The organism is Methanosphaerula subterraneus, assembly GCF_052055875.1.
In the GTDB taxonomy this organism is placed as follows: domain Archaea; phylum Halobacteriota; class Methanomicrobia; order Methanomicrobiales; family Methanospirillaceae; genus Methanosphaerula; species Methanosphaerula subterraneus.
Window position 1 is genome coordinate 1,990,636 of sequence record NZ_CP170508.1, and the last position, 17,264, is coordinate 2,007,899.

19 protein-coding genes are annotated in these 17,264 nt (G+C 61.3%); 11 read left to right on the forward strand and 8 right to left on the reverse strand.

Translation table 11 applies throughout. The annotated features are described in order from the left end of the window. Window positions 1-73 precede the first annotated feature (73 nt). Window positions 74-484, forward strand: a complete 411-nt coding sequence (locus ACFKSJ_RS09610) for an HIT family protein (RefSeq protein WP_440949581.1) — start codon at window positions 74-76, stop codon at window positions 482-484. 133 nt (window positions 485-617) lie between these two features. Here ACFKSJ_RS09610 and ACFKSJ_RS09615 read toward each other — a convergent pair whose 3' ends face one another. From ACFKSJ_RS09615 to ACFKSJ_RS09630, 4 genes are read right to left on the reverse strand one after another with little or no spacing between them, the layout of a single operon-like run. Further along, window positions 618-863, reverse strand: coding sequence for a 4Fe-4S binding protein (locus tag ACFKSJ_RS09615; protein ID WP_440949582.1), 246 nt, complete (start codon window positions 861-863; stop codon window positions 618-620). Next, window positions 860-1,387 (reverse strand): 2-oxoacid:acceptor oxidoreductase family protein, encoded by a 528-nt coding sequence (locus tag ACFKSJ_RS09620; RefSeq protein ID WP_440949583.1) that lies wholly within the window; start codon window positions 1,385-1,387, stop codon window positions 860-862. The genes ACFKSJ_RS09615 and ACFKSJ_RS09620 overlap by 4 nt, the downstream gene beginning before the upstream one ends. Further along, the gene (locus ACFKSJ_RS09625) at window positions 1,380-2,492 is read right to left on the reverse strand and encodes a transketolase C-terminal domain-containing protein (protein ID WP_440949584.1); all 1,113 of its coding nucleotides are present in this window, start codon (window positions 2,490-2,492) and stop codon (window positions 1,380-1,382) included. Before ACFKSJ_RS09625 ends, ACFKSJ_RS09620 begins: the two co-directional genes overlap by 8 nt. Next, complete coding sequence (locus ACFKSJ_RS09630) at window positions 2,486-3,367, reverse strand: thiamine pyrophosphate-dependent enzyme (RefSeq protein WP_440949585.1); 882 nt, start codon at window positions 3,365-3,367, stop codon at window positions 2,486-2,488. The genes ACFKSJ_RS09625 and ACFKSJ_RS09630 overlap by 7 nt, the downstream gene beginning before the upstream one ends. Window positions 3,368-3,471: 104 nt before the next feature. Between ACFKSJ_RS09630 and ACFKSJ_RS09635 the strand changes: the two genes are divergently transcribed. Next, window positions 3,472-4,119 (forward strand): hypothetical protein, encoded by a 648-nt coding sequence (locus ACFKSJ_RS09635; RefSeq protein ID WP_440949586.1) that lies wholly within the window; start codon window positions 3,472-3,474, stop codon window positions 4,117-4,119. Here ACFKSJ_RS09635 and truA read toward each other — a convergent pair. Together truA and ACFKSJ_RS09645 are read right to left on the reverse strand one after the other, a co-directional pair. Then, window positions 4,051-4,893: a tRNA pseudouridine(38-40) synthase TruA gene (gene truA / locus ACFKSJ_RS09640; RefSeq protein ID WP_440949587.1), complete on the reverse strand. Its 843-nt coding sequence runs from the start codon at window positions 4,891-4,893 to the stop codon at window positions 4,051-4,053. The genes ACFKSJ_RS09635 and truA overlap by 69 nt on opposite strands. Then, a complete protein-coding gene (locus ACFKSJ_RS09645; protein ID WP_440949588.1) occupies window positions 4,890-5,555 on the reverse strand; it encodes a PHP domain-containing protein in 666 nt (221 codons plus the stop codon). Before ACFKSJ_RS09645 ends, truA begins: the two co-directional genes overlap by 4 nt. Window positions 5,556-5,598: 43 nt before the next feature. Between ACFKSJ_RS09645 and ACFKSJ_RS09650 the strand changes: the two genes are divergently transcribed. Next, window positions 5,599-7,014: a dihydropteroate synthase-like protein gene (locus ACFKSJ_RS09650; protein ID WP_440949589.1), complete on the forward strand. Its 1,416-nt coding sequence runs from the start codon at window positions 5,599-5,601 to the stop codon at window positions 7,012-7,014. 156 nt (window positions 7,015-7,170) lie between these two features. Here ACFKSJ_RS09650 and glnA read toward each other — a convergent pair whose 3' ends face one another. Beyond that, window positions 7,171-8,499 (reverse strand): type I glutamate--ammonia ligase, encoded by a 1,329-nt coding sequence (gene glnA, locus ACFKSJ_RS09655; RefSeq protein ID WP_440949590.1) that lies wholly within the window; start codon window positions 8,497-8,499, stop codon window positions 7,171-7,173. Window positions 8,500-8,603: 104 nt separating this feature from the next. On the opposite strand from glnA, the gene ACFKSJ_RS09660 reads away from it, so the two are divergent. The 8 genes from ACFKSJ_RS09660 (at window position 8,604) to ACFKSJ_RS09695 (ending at window position 16,051) form a co-directional block, all read left to right on the forward strand. Then, window positions 8,604-9,656 (forward strand): class II glutamine amidotransferase, encoded by a 1,053-nt coding sequence (locus tag ACFKSJ_RS09660; RefSeq protein ID WP_440949591.1) that lies wholly within the window; start codon window positions 8,604-8,606, stop codon window positions 9,654-9,656. Continuing rightward, window positions 9,653-11,158 carry a glutamate synthase-related protein gene (locus tag ACFKSJ_RS09665; RefSeq protein WP_440949592.1) on the forward strand — a complete coding sequence of 502 codons (1,506 nt, stop codon included), beginning with the start codon at window positions 9,653-9,655 and terminating at the stop codon, window positions 11,156-11,158. Before ACFKSJ_RS09660 ends, ACFKSJ_RS09665 begins: the two co-directional genes overlap by 4 nt. A gap of 2 nt (window positions 11,159-11,160) precedes the next feature. After that, the gene (locus ACFKSJ_RS09670) at window positions 11,161-11,904 is read left to right on the forward strand and encodes a hypothetical protein (protein WP_440951423.1); all 744 of its coding nucleotides are present in this window, start codon (window positions 11,161-11,163) and stop codon (window positions 11,902-11,904) included. A gap of 5 nt (window positions 11,905-11,909) precedes the next feature. Beyond that, a complete protein-coding gene (locus ACFKSJ_RS09675) occupies window positions 11,910-12,932 on the forward strand; it encodes a Coenzyme F420 hydrogenase/dehydrogenase, beta subunit C-terminal domain (protein WP_440949593.1) in 1,023 nt (340 codons plus the stop codon). Window positions 12,933-13,165: 233 nt separating this feature from the next. Further along, window positions 13,166-14,023 (forward strand): ATP-binding protein, encoded by an 858-nt coding sequence (locus tag ACFKSJ_RS09680; protein WP_440949594.1) that lies wholly within the window; start codon window positions 13,166-13,168, stop codon window positions 14,021-14,023. Then, on the forward strand, window positions 14,020-14,367 hold the full coding sequence (locus tag ACFKSJ_RS09685) for a DMT family transporter (RefSeq protein WP_440949595.1): 348 nt from the start codon (window positions 14,020-14,022) through the stop codon (window positions 14,365-14,367). Before ACFKSJ_RS09680 ends, ACFKSJ_RS09685 begins: the two co-directional genes overlap by 4 nt. Window positions 14,368-14,411: 44 nt before the next feature. Then, window positions 14,412-15,347 (forward strand): ABC transporter ATP-binding protein, encoded by a 936-nt coding sequence (locus ACFKSJ_RS09690; protein WP_440949596.1) that lies wholly within the window; start codon window positions 14,412-14,414, stop codon window positions 15,345-15,347. Beyond that, window positions 15,344-16,051, forward strand: coding sequence for an ABC transporter permease subunit (locus ACFKSJ_RS09695; RefSeq protein ID WP_440949597.1), 708 nt, complete (start codon window positions 15,344-15,346; stop codon window positions 16,049-16,051). The genes ACFKSJ_RS09690 and ACFKSJ_RS09695 overlap by 4 nt, the downstream gene beginning before the upstream one ends. Here ACFKSJ_RS09695 and ACFKSJ_RS09700 read toward each other — a convergent pair whose 3' ends face one another. Continuing rightward, window positions 16,052-17,257, reverse strand: coding sequence for an NAD(P)/FAD-dependent oxidoreductase (locus tag ACFKSJ_RS09700; protein WP_440949598.1), 1,206 nt, complete (start codon window positions 17,255-17,257; stop codon window positions 16,052-16,054). Window positions 17,258-17,264: the final 7 nt, after the last annotated feature.

Below are 17,264 nucleotides of genomic sequence, written 5' to 3' on the forward strand. Positions count from 1 at the left end.
CATAACACATCGGCATCCTGTCGGTGTCTCAATGACCGGAAAATATTTTAGTAGTTCATCTCCTGGAAGGAGTATGCCACCAGAACCCTGTCCCTTCTGTGATCCCCCGGAGGAGAAGATCCTCTTTCGTTCCTTTCGCTGGTATGCGCGATCGGACCTTCACCCGGTCACGCCGGGTCACCTGCTGCTGATCCCGTTTCGGCATCTCCCCACCTTCTTCGACCTCACTCGAGAGGAGTGGTCTGAGCTCGGTCCCTTCATTCAGCAGGCGAAGGAGTACCTTGTCCGGACCGTCGCCCCCGACGGCTACAACATCGGGGTGAACATCGGCCGGTCGGCCGGCCAGGCGATCATGCATCTCCATCTCCATATGATTCCCCGCCACTGGGACGACAGCGGGGTGAAAAAAGGCGGAGTCCGGCGTTCGGTTCCGGAGAAGGAGGAGGCCGATCCCGCCGTGTGTGCAGTTCCCGGGTTCCGGTGAGCCCATCCGGCCATCTGCTGGCTGACAGATCGGGAGTACCACGCCGATCCAGAATGGCGAGATCCAGGAGCAGGCTCTTGAGCAGGCGATAGCCCTATCTCTGACTGTATGATAAAAAGAGAGTGGAAGTGCCTTATCGCTCTTCGCGTTCCATCGTGATCGCTTTCTTCGGGCATTCATTGGCGCAGATACCACAGCCCTTGCAGAATGCCAGGTCGATCGTCAGATCCTCGTCGATCACCCCATCCGGGCAGTACATCCCGCAGAGCCCGCAGGTGTTGCACTTCTCCTTGTCGACCACCGGGCGGAAGACCCGCCAGGATCCGGTTTTCCCTCCGGCCCCCTCGCCGGGGGTACTCATTGCAAGCCGTTCTCTCATGCTGTCACCTCGGCATAGGCCCGTTCTGCTGCCTTCACATTCCGCTCATCAGTGAACGTCCCGCTGATCGCCTTCATGGCGGACTCCTGCGAGACGATCCCCATCTTTGCCAGTGCACCGAGCACCGGCGTGTTCAGGATCGGCGACCCTGCGATCACCAGCCCGAGCGAGAGGGCGATCCCGGTCAGGTCCACATGGTAGGTGGTATGCCCGTCCATCGGCACGGCATGGGCGCTGTTGATCAGCACCGTTCCGTCTGGCTTGATCCCGTTGAGCACATCGATCACGTCCATCACGCTGCTGTCCAGCACCACGACCAGGTCCGGCGACCGGATCTGGCTGTACACCTTGATCGGCTCGTCGCTGATCCGGACGAAGGAGACCACCGGGGCCCCCCGCCGTTCTGCCCCGTAGAACGGGGCCGCAGTCGCGTACTTGTGGTCATTGAACGCCGCCTGAGCCAGCAGCTTGGCTGCGGTCACGCCACCTTGTCCACCACGGGAGTGGATCCTAATCTCAAACATCTGGCGTCACCCCAAACCAGTACTCGGTCCCGATCTTCCTGGACCTGACGAACTCTGCTATATCGTCATAGGTGACCTCCTGGCCACCGAGGCCGGCGATCACACTGTAGACATCCGTCCTGCAGGTCGACCGGATCGCGTGGGCCAGCACCCCGCCGAACCCGAACGAGTAGTCGCGGTCGATCACCACGACCTCCCGGCCGGCAAGGTCGAGCTGCGGGAACGGCCGGAACCAGCGGAGGCGCATACCTCCTGCTCGGATTCCTTCCTCCCGCAGGATATCGATCGCCATCTCGGCCTCCTTCCCGAGCGTTCCCATCGAGATGAGGATCACATCCGCGTCCTCACACCGGTACTCCTCGGTCGGCCCGTACTGTCTGCCGAAACGGGCGGCGAAGTCGGATTCCACCTCTGCGATCACCTGCACCGCATCGCGCATCGACCGCTCGATGTCCCATCTGAACCTGAAGTATTGATCAGGCCCGGTCATCGGTCCGTAGCCGACAGGATGTGCGGTATCGATCCGGTGCGGCAGGTCGATCGGCGGGATGAAGTCCCCGAGCTCGACCGTATCGAGCGACTGTGTGATGTGGCTGAGCGAGAACCCGTCCAGGTTCACCATCACCGGCAGCAGCACGTCATGGTGCTCTGCGATCCGAAAGGCCATCAGCGTCGCATCGTAGGCTTCCTGCACCGTGGCCACAAAGACCTGCAGCCAACCAGTGTCCCGCTGGGAGAAAGCGTCCGAGTGCTCCGCCCAGGTGTTCCATCCAGGGCCGAGCGCACGGTTCACATTCGCCATCACTATGGGGAGGCGCGAGGCCGCCGCCCAGTGGAGCATCTCGTGCATGTACAGCAGCCCGTGTGAACTGGTCGCCGTGAAGGTCCGGGCACCGGTGACCGAGGCACCGATGCAGGCCGCCATCGCCGAATGCTCACTCTCGACCGGGATGTACTGGCTTCTCATCGAGCCATCGGTCACATAGTTTGCGATCTGCTCGACGATCTCGGTCTGCGGCGTGATCGGATATGCCGCCACGACGTCAGGCTGCGCCTCACGTGCCGCAGAGGCTACCGCCTTGTTCCCGGTTCCTATCGTCAGCATAGTCCTTCCTCCTCATGGAGCAGCCGCCGCTGGCTCCGTTCGAGCGTCAGCTGCATCTCCCTGACGGCATCCGGGGTGATCCCTTTGAACCTGCCCTGGGCAGAGAGGTACTCCTCGAGGGGGAGTGGCTTCTTCATCGCGGCTTTGGAGATCCCATTGATCGTCAGTTTTCCCGCTTCCCGTTCGTACAGCATCCAGACTCCGGTCTTGACGGCCAGCTTCCCGAGCTCGACCGTCTTCTCTGCGGGGTACCGCCATCCCGGAGGGCATGGAGCGAGGATGTGGATGAACTTCGGCCCCTGTATCGAGAGTGCCTTCTTCACCTTTTTGTACAGGTCCTGGGGATAGGCACTGCATGCGGTCGCCATATACGGCGGCTCATGGGCAGCGACGATCCGGTCGATATCCTTCTTGGTCTCGATCTTTCCGCCAGGGGTCGTCGTGGTCCTGGCCCCTATCGGGGTTGCCCCTGAGCGTTGCATCCCGGTGTTGCCATATGCCTCGTTGTCGTAGCAGATATAGAGAAAGTTTGTTCCGCGCTCCAAGGCCCCTGAGAGTGCCTGGATCCCGATATCAACGGTTCCACCATCGCCTGCGTAGGCGATCACATTTGTCTCTTTGCCGGCGGCCGAAAAGGCCGAGCTCATCCCTGAAGCGCAGGCAGCAGCCGCTGCAAACGCCACATTGTAGACCGGTACGTTCAACGCCGTGGTCGGGTAGATCCCCTGCAGCACGCTGGTACAGCATGCAGGGACCACCAGCACCGTGTCCGGGCCCGCGGCCTTCAGGACATAACGGAGGCAGAGGGAAGAGCTGCACCCTGCACAGGCAGTGGTGCATTTCTTCAGGTACTCCTCTTTCGGTAGTTCGCTCATGTAGGTCACTGGTAGTATATATCTATCATCTTTTATAATGATAATTACCGGCACATAACCCTTATACGGCGCTCACGATACTACAGGTACAGTGAGGAACGGGTATGGACGATCGTGATCTGATCTTTGAGATCGATGAGGAGATAGAGGTCGGAAGCGCAGCGGAACCGGAGAGAGGCCTTCCTGTGGGACCTTCCCCAGCTCCGATCCAGGGAACAACACCAATGGAGCCGGTCCCTTCCCGTTCCCGCTCCTCCCCCGTCCCTGTTCCTCCGAAGAGGAGTGCCCGTTCACGCTGGGGTTGGTACGCTGGTCTCTCCCTGGTCGGCCTCGTACTGATCGTCCTGATCATCGCCGTCACCTCGATCGGGATCACGATCGGCGGTTCAGAACAGGCGGCGCATTATCCATATACCGTCACCTACGACGTTATCTTTCCAAACTCCAACCCGGTGCAGATTGGAAATATCCTGATCGTTGCGATCCCGTACACCGACCATGTCAGCCTCTCGGTCGACAAGGTCCCCTATGATATCAAGATCGGGGAGCAGAAGGAGATCACCCGGAAACAGGCCGCGGTGACGATACTCGGTTATCCTCTCCTCTCATTCAACTTCGGACTCGATGCGACGTACAACGGTCTCGTCAACGGGGATGCCGGATTCTCCCTTGCAGTCAGGACTTCAGAGCAGGTTCCGTCCGCGATCATCGCCCGGCTCCTCCCCCCGTCGGTCAACGCCACTCCGGTCTAGGAGGTCGATGATCCGTTCCCGGACGGTCGCTTGCCGCCTGGCCCCCCCGATCCAGTCCCTGCTCCGGGGGTCGGGCTCGGTTGGAGTGAAAGTGATCCCGCAGTCTACGTCCCAGAGGACCAGCCCATCAGCTGGAGCGGCCGGGGGATTTCTCCTGCACTCGCCTGAGAGAAGCCTCTCCATCAGCTGCGTCTCCTGCTCATGGGTTCCAATCGAGAGGAGGGCCGCCGCCATGCATCTGACCATGTGCCAGAGGTAGGTGTGGGCGGTCACCTCAAAGATCGGGATCCCCTGGTCGAGAAAGACCCGGGCCGACCTGACGGTTCGGATCGGGCTCTTCTCCCTCACCCGTGCGAGCCTCGAGAAATTGTGGGTCCCGACCAGAGCCTGTGCTGCCTGGTCCATCGCCCCGATGTCGAGGGGCCAGTCGGCAAAGAAGTAGCGGTAGGTGCGGGATATGGCATCGAAACGCGGATGGAACGAGGGGGGTACCTCGGCGAACCCGTTGCACCAGAGGTCGGGAGAGAGCTGCCCGTTCAGTGCCTCCACCGCCCGCTCGGGGAACGGTGTCGAGAAGGCGCCGACCTGGCCGCGGGCGTGCACACCCCGGTCGGTCCTGCCGGCCAGGGCGAACCCTGCCCTGCCCGGATCATCAAAGAGCTGGACCCGCTGGCATGCGGTGATCAGCTCCCCCTCGACCGTCCGGTAGGCTGGCTGGAGCTGGGAACCCCGGAACCGATTCCCGTCGTACGAGAGCCGGAATGCCAGTCTCATCGATGGACATGGCGCCGCACACGCCGCCAGGTGCTTCTGATCGACTGCCGGGTATAGGTCCGCAGCGGTGTCATCCTCCCGCCGGGCACGGTCTTTCCTGCCCGGATCGCCTCGAGGATCGATTCGACGGTCCGCTCGGCATCGATGGTGGTTCTCCCGAACCCGACATATCGGGCATGGTGGGCGTCCGATCCGCCGACTGCCGGTTTGTGCACCCTGCGTGCTCCGCGTGCAGCCTTTCTGTTCGCCTGCCCGACGATGTACCGGCTGTTGAAGACCTCGATCGCATCGACCGCCTCAAGGGCGGACTTCACCTTCAGCCCGACGGCGTGTCTCCAGATGTGGAACGGATGGGGCAGGATCGTCACGGCCCCCTGGGCATGGGCGAGCCGGATCGTCTCGATCACATCGAGGCCGGGCGGGATCACGCCAGTCCCCCCAATTACCAGCAGGTGACCCTGTGCCGTCGAGACTTCGATTCCGGGGATCACCAGCACCCTGCTCCTGATTTTGGCTGCGTACCAGGCCCCGTCCATCGTATCATGGTCAGTGATTGCAATTGCATCCAGCCCAACCTTCTCTGCCTGAAGCAGGATCTCCTCGACGCTCGACTCACCATCGCGTGAGTGGTTGGTATGGACATGCAGGTCACAGTTCAGCATCAAACAGTACTATTTTTTATCCTTCTCACTATTAAGGAGACGTATGCCTGTTCTTCTTCCGACCGGTGCGGCAACCTACCCGCTCGTCAGCAGGGCTGCCGCAGGGTTTGACGCTGATGTGGTCGTGACCGGCGAGATCGCCTCGTTTCTGACTCCGTCCCAGCTCCTCTCCCTGCTCAAAGAGCGGCGGTACGACCTTGTGATCGTTTCAGGGATGTGTACCGCGTCCTTTGACCAGGTGGAGCAGGAGACTGGAGTGCCGGTCTTCCGTGGTCCCCGACATGCGGCCGACCTTCCCCTGATCCTCTCCAGGCTCGATTCCCTGGAGCTCTCGCGGACCGTCCCTGCCGATGAGATGATCCGGCTCCGGCGGCAGGAGGAGGCCGCCCGGAAACTGGCCGGCCTGGAGCGGTCCGCCACCCCTGACCTGCTGATCCGGGGGGTGAAGATCGGCGGCAGTTCACGGATGAAGGTGCTGGCCGAGGTGATGGACGCCCCACGGCACCCCGACCTCGCTGCAACGGTCACCGACCTCTTCTCCCGCGGTGCCGATATCGTCGACCTGGGGTTCGGATTCGATGCGACCCCCGAGGACGTCCTCCGGTGCTTTAGAGCGCTCGAATCGGTCGAGGGGCCGCTTGCCGTGGACTCGCAGGACCCGGCCCTGATCAGGGCAGCGCTCTTCCGAGCCGATCTGGTTCTTTCGCTCCATGAGGAGAACATTCCGCTGATCGGGGCCGAGGTGGCGGCCGCCGGCGTCGCAGCCGTGGTGGTACCGCGGTATAAATCCCTGGCCGAGAACCTGGCCCTCGCAGAAGAGGCCGGGATCGTCTCGCTGATCGCAGACCCGCTCCTCCAGCCGGTCGGATCAGGGCTCGTCCGGTCGCTCCAGGAGTTCCCGGACGAACCGGGGTACCCGCTCTTCTTCGGCGCGGGCAATGTCACCGAACTGCTTGATGCCGACTCGATCGGGGTGCAGGCTCTGCTGGCCGGGATGGCGCTTGAGGTGCACGCGGCTATGATCTTCTCCAGTGAACACTCGGACAAGACCTTCGGAGCCGTCCAGGAGATGCGGCGGGCTACCGAGATGATGATGCTGGTCCGGTGCCGGCCCTACCCCAAGGACGTCGGCCTCGACCTGCTGGTGATCAAGGAGAAGCGGCGTCGCAGGGAGCCCCCGCTTGTCTACCAGCAACGGATCGACGTGCCGCCCTTCTCCGGGGCCCTCACCTACGACCCTGTTGGGAACCTCAGGATCGGGATCGAGGACGGCCAGATCGTAGCCGTCCATAACGGGATCGCCTTCTCCGGCAGTCATTGGGAGGAGGTCTTTGCTAAAATCCAGACGGAGAACCGGGTTTCCCTCCTCGACCATGCCGCCTATCTAGGAAAGGAGCTGTACAAGGCCGAGCTGGCGCTCAGGTTCGGACGGTCGTTTGAACAGGACGGTCCCTTCTGATCCCTGTCGTATTTTTTTTTTATCGAAAACCAGACCGTTGACAATAATCTGGTTTTCCCTAACAGTGTTAACACATCTAATTCTTAGATGAACCAGTCTCCGACTCTTTTGAATCTACGATTGGTCAAAACAGTTGCGTTCAACACGATAAAAAAATTAGAAGGTGTTGAGGTAACGCTCGATCTCCCAGGGATGTACTGACATCCGGAAGGAGTCGTGCTCTGCGGTGGTGATGGCACTGAGGCCGCTGACCACGTGGTCGCCGAGGGTGTTACAGATGATCTGATCTGCGAGCAGTGCCTCGTGGGCTTCGGGGAGGCTGCCCGGCAACATCGTGATCCCCTGACTCTTCCGCTCTGCCGCCGTCATGTGGTAGATGTTCACATCGGTCGACTCCGGTGGCTCGATCTTGTTCTTGATTCCGTCGAGCCCGGCTGCGAGCATCGAGGCGAAGGTAAGGTACGGGTTGCACATCGGGTCAGGGGACCGAAGCTCTGCCCTGGTGCTGTTGCCACGGGCTGCCGGCACCCTGATCAGAGCTGAACGGTTGGATGTGGACCAGGAGACATAGACCGGGGCTTCATAGCCCGGCACCAGCCGCTTGTACGAGTTGATCGTCGGGTTGGCAACCCGGGTGATGGCACGAGCGTGGTGGAGCAGCCCGCCGATGTAGTAGCGTGCAGTGTCTGATAACTGCTTGTCGCCGTTTGGATCAAAGAAGACGTTCTTTCCGTCTTTTGCGAGCGAGCCGTGGGTATGCATGCCGCTGCCGTTGATCCCGCCGATTGGCTTGGCCATGAACGTTGCATGCATCCCGCTTCTGAGGGCGATCGCCTTGGCCGCAAACTTGAAAGTGATCACTTTGTCTGCGGTGTCCAGGGCATCGCTGTACTTGAAGTCGATCTCATGCTGGCTCTCGGCCACCTCGTGGTGCGATGCCTCGATCTCAAAGCCCATCTCTGAAAGGGCAATGACGATATCCCGTCTTACGTCCTCTGCCGCGTCGTTCGGGGCCAGGTCGAAGTATGCGCCCCTGTCGACGAACTCGGTGGTGGGCTTGCCGTTCTGCATCTGGAAGAGGAAGAACTCCAGTTCAGGACCTGTGTTGAACGAGAAGCCCATCTTTGCGGCCTCTGCCAGGGTCTTCTTCAGCACATACCGTGGATCGCCCTCAAACGGCTTGCCACCATAGGTCTGAAGGTCACAGATGAACCGTGCCACTCTGCCGTCCTGTGGTCTCCAGGGGAGGATCGAATAGGTCGCAGGGTCTGGCCTGAGCAGCATGTCGGACTCCTCGATCCTGGTAAAGCCTTCTATAGACGAACCATCAAACCAGATTCCCTCAGTCAGTGCTTTCTCTGCCTGTTCTACAGGGATGGCCACATTCTTCGGGATTCCAAGGATATCGGTGAACTGCAGCCTGATAAACTTTATCAGATCCGCATCGATCCGTTCCAGCATCCCGGATACTACGTCTCCAGACATATGGAAGAAAACTTCTACCCAATTCTACTTATACTTACTGTAATATAGGTATTAGGAGAGTACTGTATACAGTTGAACTCTATCGAGAGTATTTTGTGGTTGCCATGTGTGGGATAATTGGTGTTATCGATAAGAGTCGGTCCCTGATGGACGGTTCTCATATCAAATCGGCCCTCTCCATGATGAACGAGCGGGGGAGCGGTGAAGGGGCGGGCTACGTTGCCTACGGGGTCTATCCCGAGTTCAAGGACTACTATGCACTGCACGTCTTCTTTGACAATGTGCATGAGCATAAGAAGGAGGTCGATGCACTGCTCGGTCAGTGGGGTACCATCATCCATGACGAGGAGATCCCGACCTATGAACAGCCAGGGCTGCGCAAGGTGCACACCCCATGGCGGTACTTCTTCTCCCCGGACACCAGCCTGATGACACGCAGTTCCACACCTGCAGAGGATATCGTGACCAGCCTGGTGATGAGGGTGAACACCCAGGTGACCGGGGCCCTGATCTTCTCATCAGGTAAGAACCTCGGGGTCTTCAAGGCCGCAGGATGGCCTGAGGAGGTCGCCGACTTCTACCGGATCGAGGACTACTCAGGCTACATCTGGATGGGGCACAACCGCTACCCGACCAACACCCCGGGATGGTGGGGTGGTGCCCATCCGTTCAACCTGTTGAACTGGTCTGTCGTACACAACGGGGAGATCACCTCGTACGGGACTAACCGGCGGTATATCGAGAGTTTCGGATACCAGTGCTCGATGTTCACCGACACCGAGGTCGTCGCCTACGTCGTTGACCTTCTCTCCCGCCGGCACGGTCTCTCGCAGGAACTGACGGTCCGGGCGCTCGCTCCACCGTTCTGGGACGAGATTGACCGGGAAGAGCCGAAGCAGCAGGAGCTCGACCGGGCGATCCGGCTCACCTATGGCCCGGCGATGATGAACGGGCCGTTTGCCATCGTGGTCGCCAACCAGGACTCGATGGTTGCCTTCACCGACCGCTCCAAGCTCCGGCCGCTGGTCGGGGCAGAGAACGGCTCAAAGTTGTACGTCTCCAGCGAAGAGGCGGCGATCCGTGCGATGGACCCGAATATCGATGATGTCTTCACCCCGAGGGCCGGCGATCCGATCATCGGGAGGATTGTGGCATGATCGGGAGTCTCCCCCTTCGATACAAGGTCTCGATCGATCTGGATCAGTGCATGCTCTGCGGCAGATGCGTCGAAAACTGTTCGTACGGCGTCTTCCATAAAGAGGGGGACCGTATCGCAGTCAACCCACGGAACTGTACGGCCTGCCACCGATGCATTGCGATGTGCCCCCGTGATGCGATCTCGCTCGAAGAGAAGCCGCTCGATTACCGGACCCATCCGGTTTGGACACGGGAGGTACGGGAATCGATCTACAACCAGGCCCGAACCGGCAAGATCATCCTCTCCGGCATGGGGAACGCCAAGCCCTATCCGATCATCTTCGACCGGCTGCTGCTCGACGCCTGCCAGGTCACGAACCCATCGATCGACCCGCTCCGCGAACCGATGGAACTCCGGACCTATATCGGTAAGAAACCGGCCCGGCTCTCCCTCCGGGAGCATGACGGAGAGGTCGACCTGCTGACCACGCTTGCGCCGAACTTGCAGCTCGAGACCCCGATCATGATCGGGCATATGAGTTACGGGGCGATCAGCTTGAATGCCCAGATGTCGATGGCGAAGGCCGCTGAGAAGGCCGGCACCTTCATGGGCACCGGGGAGGGCGGGCTCCACCAGTCCCTGTACCCATTCCAGAAGCACATGATCGTCCAGGTCGCTTCAGGCAGGTTCGGGGTTGACATCGACTACCTGGAACGCGGAGCCGCGATCGAGATCAAGATCGGACAGGGGGCCAAGCCGGGGATCGGCGGCCATCTGCCCGGTGAGAAGGTGAACGAGGAGGTCTCGCTGACCAGGATGATCCCGGTCGGCAGCGACGCGATCAGCCCGGCCCCGCACCATGACATCTACTCGATTGAGGACCTGGCCCAGCTGGTCAGGGCGCTCAAGGAGGCGACCGAGTGGAAGAAGCCGGTCTTCGTGAAGATCGCCGCGGTCCACAATGTGGCCGCGATCGCAGCAGGGATCGCCCGGTCCTCGGCGGATGCGGTGGTGATCGATGGGTTCCGGGGCGGAACCGGGGCTGCTCCCCGGGTCTTCCGGGACCATGTCGGGATCCCGATCGAGGCTGCCGTGGCCGCGGTCGATGCCAAGCTCCGGTCACAGGGGATCAGAAACGAGATCTCGATCATCGCCAGCGGCGGGATCCGGGACTCGACTGATGTCACCAAGGCGATCGCCCTCGGCGCAGATGCCGTCTACATCGGAACCGCGGCGCTGGTCGCGCTCGGGTGCAGGGTCTGTGGCAGCTGTTACAGAAACCTCTGCCCCTGGGGGATCGCAACTCAGCGGCAGGACCTCGTGAACCGGCTCGACCCCGAGGTCGGGGCGACGCAGGTCGCCAACCTGATCCAGGGGTGGACCCTGGAGATCATGGACCTGATGGGTGCGGCCGGGATCAACAGCATCGAGAGCCTCCGCGGCAACCGGGACCGGCTCCGCGGGTATATGCTCGACGAGTCGATGATGAAGGTGCTCGATGTGAAGCAGGTGGGGGCGTGACGATGGAGAGCGTGACAATTGATGCAGCAGGGATGCACTACACACCCCTGAACAAACAGATCCGGGCAGCAGTCGCTGCAGGGGCGAAACGGATCGTGCTCGAACATGTGCTCGGGCAGCGGTTCATCGCTGACGGTCTCCGAGGCAATGACGTGGTGATCGAGATCCACGGCGTCCCTGGCGGGGATCTCGGGATGTTCATGAGCGGGCCGACGGTGATCGTCCACGGCAACTGCGAACATGCCCCGGGGAACACGATGGACAGCGGCACGATCGTCGTCCACGGGAGTGCCGGCGATGCGGTCGCCCACAGCATGCGGGGCGGCACGATCTTCGTCCGCGGACATATCGGATACCGTGGCGGGATCCATATGAAGCAGTACAAAGAAAAGTACCCAACCCTGGTGGTCGGGGAGTACTCCCGGGCGTTTCTCGGTGAATACATGGCAGGCGGGACCGTGCTGGTGCTCGGCCTCCATGGCGGCGCCCCGGTGGAGGAGCGTGGCCTCGGCTCCGGGATCCACGGGGGGGAGATCATCATACGCGGCGATGTCGATGACCAGTTCTTAGGGGTCGGGGCGACGAAGACGGTCCTCGGAAACGAGGACCGTGAGCGGATAGCACCGCTGATCCGACAGTTCGCAACCCATTTCGGGGTCGACGCTGCCCCGTTGTTAAGTGCGGCATATACCCGGATAATCCCGGCGAGCGGACGGCCTTTTGCAGGCAAATACACAAACGAGTGATGGCGATGGAAGAGAAAAGTTACAAGGATCTGAGCGGGGCGGTCTGGGAGAAGAACCTCTGTGCAGGCTGTGGCGCCTGTGTGGCGGTCTGCCCTGCCGATGCGCTCTGTATGGACCAGGGTGCAGGATCAGACCATCCACGGAACAATGGCTACTGCAAGGCGGTCAATGACGGGGTTCCCTGCGGGGCCTGCTATGCGGTCTGTCCACGCGTTCACCCGCACGCAGAGGAGACGATCGGGTCGACTCTCTCGATGCATGCGGCGAAGGCCGCGTTCGAGGTCGCGGGAAGACAGAGCGGGGGAGCTGTGACGGCCATCCTGGTTAATGCCCTCGAAGAGGGGTTGATCGATGCGGTCGTGACGGTGACGGCCGACCAGTGGACGATGCTCCCGCAGTCAGCGGTGATCACTTCGTCCGAGGCACTGGTCACCGGTGCCGGCTCCCGGTACAACTGGTGGGTGCCCCTGCTGGCCGCACTGAAGGAGGCGGTGGTCACGCGGAAGTATCGACGGATCGCCATCGTCGGGGTGCCCTGTGTGGTTCAGGCCGTCGAACAGATGCGGTCGAGCGACCATGACCTGCTCCGTCCGTATGCCCGGGCGATACGCCTGCTGATCGGCCTCTTCTGTACCGAGTCGTTCGACTACCAGAAACTGATGGAGGGAAAACTGGTCCGGGAGTTCTCGGTTGAGCCCTGGCAGATCAAAAAGATGGATGTAAAGGGCGGGCTTGAGGTCCTCCTCAAGGACGGAAACGCGATCACGATCCCGCTCAAAGACCTCGCCGACTGCGTCAGGCCGGGCTGTCATGCCTGCAATGATCTGACCGGCGTCGACGCCGACATCTCCGCAGGTTCGGTCGGGTCGCCGGCGGGGTGCACGACGCTGCTCGTCAGGACAACAACCGGTGCAGGGTTTGTGCAGAGTGCCCTCGACAACAACCGGCTCTCGCTCGCTGGGGAGGTCGACACCGGTGCGATCGAGAAGCTGGCAGCGATCAAGATCAGACGATCCCATCAACCCTGACCCCTCGCTTTTTTCTAAGCAAATACTTTTAGTTATCTGAACACGCCACTCTTATCAGGCGTGTATTCATTTCACTGAATACAAAAGACGGGAATAATACCATGGTTTCGGTTCTCTTCGTAAATGATGACTCAGATCTGCTCAGATCGATAGTTCTGGACAGGGGCTGCGATCTCACCCCCTGTGCCAGCGTAGAGGCAGCGCTCGTGCTACTCCAGGAGCAACGATTTGATATGATCGTGTCTGATGATGGGATAGCACTGCTCAGGTCACTCCGCAGCGCCGGCGATCCGACGCCGTTCATCCTGCTTTCAGATGACCAGCAGGTCTGTGCGGATGGGCTTGCTGCAGGGGCTGACCTCTGCCTGAGCAGCAGAGGAGATACCGGGATTCTGGCTCTGCGGAGGGCACTGCACCTGATCGCAGATCAGCGACGGCAGGCCTCTGCGCAGATGGCGGCGAACGCCGCGGTCAGCAGCATCACCGCTCGGGTCAGGCATGACATTCTGAACCAGATCATGGTGCTGAGCGGGTACGCCGAGCTCCTCCATGACATGGTCACCGATCAGTCGGCGCAGCTCTTTCTTGAGAAGATCGAGAAGGCTGCAGAGACGATCAACCGGAACATCACCTTCACTCGCTCGTACCAGGACCTGGGGGTCGGTGAGGTCCGGTGGCAATCGCTGGGGTCTGTCCTCGCTGCGGCCGCCGGGCAGGCAGCCACCAGGGTCGCCCTCGATGCCTCCGCGGCCGGTGAGGTCAGTCTCTTCGCCGAGCAGCACCTCCCGGATGTCTGTGCGGTCCTCTTCTCGTATGCCCTGAACCATCGGTCTCCGGTCACCCGGGTCAGGCTGACCCTGGAGAGGACCAGTGCGGGGCTGCTGCTGATCTGGGAGGATGACGGCCTTCCCATCCCTGAGAAGGACCGGAACCGGCTCTTTGAGTACGGGTACCTGCAGATGTCAGGGTATGACCTCTTCCTCGCAGCGGCATCCCTCTCGGTGACCGGCATCACCATCTCCGTGTTTCCTGACCAGCAGTCAGGGGCCCGGTTTCAGATCACCGTTCCTCACGGTGTCTACAGGGGGTGAATGCGACCGTATCCCCTTCCTCTCTTCCATGGGCCTATCTGATGATCGCAGGGATCTTCGAGGCGGTCTGGGCGGTGCTGACCAAGTACACCGATGGGTTCACCCGGCCATTTCCCACGTTAATCACCCTGGTGACGATGGGGTTGAGCGTCTACTTCCTCTCCCTTGCAACCAGGTCTCTCCCTCTCGGGACCGCCTATGCGGTCTGGACCGGGATCGGGATCGTCGGAACCGTGATCGCCGGGATGATCCTTTTCAACGAGCCCCGCGGCCTGGTCCGGTTCCTCTGCATTCTGCTGATCCTGGCAGGGATCGCAGGGCTGAACCTGACCGTCCAGCAGTGAGCCTGGGAGCACCCCTTATATCGACAGCCGGCGACTTCGTATCGATGGTATCAGATCCGGTGATTGAGGCACGAAACCTGAGCAGGTCCTTTGATGGGCATCTCGTTCTTGACCAGGTCTCGTTCTCGATCCAGAGCGGGGAGATCTTCGGGTTCCTCGGCCCGAACGGTGCGGGGAAGACGACCACGATGCGGCTGTTGCTCGGGCTGATCCGCCCGGACCGGGGGGAAGCCACGGTCTTTGGGGTCTCGCTGGCCGACCATGATCGTGAACGGCGGAGGGTTGGTGTGCTCCTCGAACAGAACGGGATGACCGACCGTCTCTCCGCCGAACGGAACCTGCGCTATTACGCCGGACTGTACAGTGTCCCCGACCCGGCGCAGCGGGTGGAGGAGGTCCTCTCCCTGGTCGGTCTCCTCGACCGCCGGTTGGACCTGGTCGGCACCTTCTCCACCGGCATGCGTCGATCCCTCGGCCTCGCCCGAGCTATTCTCCATCACCCAGATGTCCTCTTTCTGGACGAACCGACCTCCGGCCTCGACCCCGGGGCCCAACAGCAGGTCAGGGAACTGATCAGAACCCTCTCTGCAGAGGAGTCGATGACAGTCTTTCTCAACTCCCACCACCTCGACGAGGTGGAGCGGATCTGTTCACGGGTCGCGATCCTACAGGAGCAGAGGATCCGGGCGATCGACACCGTTGAGGGGATCCGGCGGGGTCACCAGCAGCGAGTCTTTCTGATTGTTCCATCCCGGCAGGAACAGACCCTGGCCGCCGTTGAGGTGTTGAAGGCCTGCCCCGGCGTCGTGCAGGTCTGGCAGGAGGAGGGGGCGGTGCACGTCGCCCTGCAGGGCTCCTCAGGTTCTGCCGGCCTGCTCGACTGCCTGGTTCATGCCGGCATCCCGGTAGAAGAAGGGTATTACAGGCGTGAATCGCTTGAAGATGCGTACCTCGCGGTTACCAGGGGTGATGCAGCATGATCAGATCACTGCTGGTAGTGGCCGAGAAGGAGACCTATCAGATCCTGCATACTCGGAGCCTGCTCCTCTCGGCCCTGGTCTTTGCGGTGGTCTTTGGCGGGATGTCGGTCCCTGGGGCGGGTACTTCTGGTGCTGACCGTTTCGAAACGCTCCTCTTCACGGTGGTGCTGATGCTCGGGCTCTTCTCCGGGTACCTCTTCTCAGGACAGGCCTTTCTGCGGGAGAAGCAGGACGGATCGATCGAGACACTCCTCTCTTCGCCGCTGACCATTCAGGAACTCTGGGTAGGGAAGGTGCTCGGGGTGACGGTTCCGGCCTATCTGATCGCCCTTATATCGGCAGGGTTGATGATCGGTGCCTCTCTTCTCGTCCCCCTGGCAGGGGACGGCCTGGGCCAGTTCTGGTCGGGTGAGCTGCTTGTCCACCTGCTGGTCGTGGTGCCCTGCAGCATCGCTGCCGTCGTCGGCCTGCTCGGCCTCTCGCAGTTGCTGCTCGGGATGCGAGAGAACCGGGTGATCGGGATCGTCATGGTCCTGCTGATGGTCTCTCTGCTGAGCACCGCACGGTCCCTGGCCTCTGTGGCCGGGGAGATCACCTGGATGACGGAGGGGGCCATGCTTCTTGCTGTGCTGTCGATGCTGCTGATCACGGTTGTACTGACCCGGCTCCTCTCCCGCGAGCGGATCGTGATGACCCTTCCCTGATCAGGGTTCGGTCCGTCGGTGGAGGTCTCCGGCAGGGCGGAACCACTGCCACGATCGCCGGCCGTGGACCAGTCCTATCAGCAGGTCATCGGAGAGGGCGACGAGCACCCTGATCAGGGGGAGTGGCAGGTGATGGAGCAGGTGGAAGAGCAGTCTGCGTCCCCGGAGGTCTGCCTTTAACTCTGGATTGATCAGCGACCGAATCAGGACCCGGTACTGGTCTGCAGCATCGCCTCCCTCTGAAAGCGCCCTGTCCACTGCTACAGCCGCCAGTTCTCCAGTGCGGTGTGCATAGAAGATCCCCTCGCCGAGGAGCGGTTCAACAAACCCCCCGGCGTCTCCGACCAGCAGGGTCACCCCGCAGGTTGGGTCCCTGATGAAGTTGCCATACGGGAGTGGCCAGCCCTGTGGGTGCAGGGTCTTCTCCTCAATGATCTCAGCAGCCAGACAGTTCCTGAAGACCTCAGCGACTCCGCTCTTCCCGTTCTGTTTCAGCCCGCCGACGCCGAGGATCATCTCCTCTTCACCGGGGAAGACCCAGCCGTAGCCGGCTCCCCATCCTGGAAGGTCGAAGAAGAGGACCGGGTGATCGATCGTCCTGAATGACGGGGTCATCTGGTTGCGGGGAACCTTCATCTCCACTGTGCCGGCCAGGTTCTGGTACCACCTGGTCCGCTCCTCTGGGGTGGTGGGGAACGCACGTCGGACCCTGCTATTCGCTCCGTCGGCACCGATCAGGTACCTGCCGGTGATCGTCCTTCCGTCCCTGGTCTGGACCATGCCCCTGGTCGGGTCCACACCGGTCACCTCGCATCCGGTGATCACCGTCACCCCCGCCTTCTCTGCCGCGGCCAGGAGTTTCGCATCATACGCGGCCCGGTTTACAAATGTGAAGGGTATCGGCGTGTTCCGTCTGGAGATCGTCTCGCTCCTGCAGGTGATCTGGTAATGATCGGCGGTCGCCGTGACGATCCCCTCCCTGGCCAGTTCGGCCTCCGTCAGCCCGAAGGCCCGCCTGAGCAGATCCCGCGTCTTCTCGGTCAGGCATCCTGCGCAGAGTTTCTGTCGTGGAAACGCCGCCCTGTCGAGGAGCAGCACCTGATGTCCGTGCTTCGCCAGCAGGTAGGCGGCCGTGGAACCTGCAGGGCCGGCACCCACGACGATGACGTCAGCAGTGGTTGGGATCGATGATGGTGACTGGTTCATACCTGAT